Origin of the sequence: Neogemmobacter tilapiae, assembly GCF_014652215.1 — a bacterium.
Classification (GTDB): domain Bacteria; phylum Pseudomonadota; class Alphaproteobacteria; order Rhodobacterales; family Rhodobacteraceae; genus Neogemmobacter; species Neogemmobacter tilapiae.
Genome location: NZ_BMYJ01000025.1, coordinates 1 through 925, shown reverse-complemented (window position 1 = coordinate 925; position 925 = coordinate 1). Strand labels below are relative to the sequence as shown.

Genomic DNA, 925 nt, shown 5'->3' with positions numbered 1-925 from the left:
CGTCGTCACCGTCGTCACCGTCCTTATTGTTCACGATCAATAAGATTGGTGCTGTCAGACGAATACGAACCAGTCTCTGTTTCCCCAGCCCCACACGTCCGTCAGGTCGCAAAAAGGCCGCGCCACTCGGCGAGAGCGGCGGCGCGGTAAATCTTGTAGTCTTCGCGGTTCTGGAGGTGGCGCTCGGTCGGAAAGTGGTTGTGGATTGACGCATGGATCGAGGCGAACTTCTGGAGTGTTCGCATGCGCCGGAACCGCAACATCGCCCGTTCTCGTCTTCGGAATGGCAAGTGAGAATTCTCAGCCCGGTTGTTAATCCAGCGCGCCATCACGCGGTCATCGCCGCGGCCCAAATCCTTCAGGGCCGCGCCATAAGACCGCAGCAGGTCGGTCACGAGAACCTCAGGTCGGCCGTGGCGCTTCATGGATTTCTTGAGGAATTTCAGCGCAGCTTTGCGATCTCGTGTCAGTGTGACAAAGCTCTCCAGTACTTCGCCCTCATGGTCGACGGCGCGCCAAAGGTAGTGCGTCACACCGTTTATCTTCACGTAGACCTCATCCAAATGCCAGCGCCAGTGTTTCCTCGCGCGCATTCTGTCGACCCGCCTGCGCCGGATCTCGGCGGCAAACATCGGGCCAAATCGGTTCCACCAAAACCGCACCGTTTCGTGGCTGATCTCAATCCCGCGTTCATGGAGGAGATCTTCGACGTTCCGCAAGGACAGAGGAAACCGGATGTAGAGCATCACCGCCAAGCGGATGATCTCGGGGCTTGTCTTGAAGTAGCGAAAGGGGGAACGCTGTGTCATCCTGGAAGGCTAGCCGTCAGATGATGTTAGGGCAACGTATCTTCCTCTGACAGTACCTTGCGCGACAGTGGAAAGCAGATCGGCGGCGCGAGGAACAAACGACGGGGCGCGGCACC

Annotated in this window: 1 protein-coding gene; it reads right to left on the bottom strand. The window is 58.3% G+C overall.

Annotated features, from left to right (window positions below):
• Window positions 1–101 precede the first annotated feature (101 nt).
• Entirely contained in the window at window positions 102–809 is a 708-nt protein-coding gene (locus IE095_RS18105) for an IS6 family transposase (RefSeq protein ID WP_189413678.1), read from the bottom strand.
• Window positions 810–925: the final 116 nt, after the last annotated feature.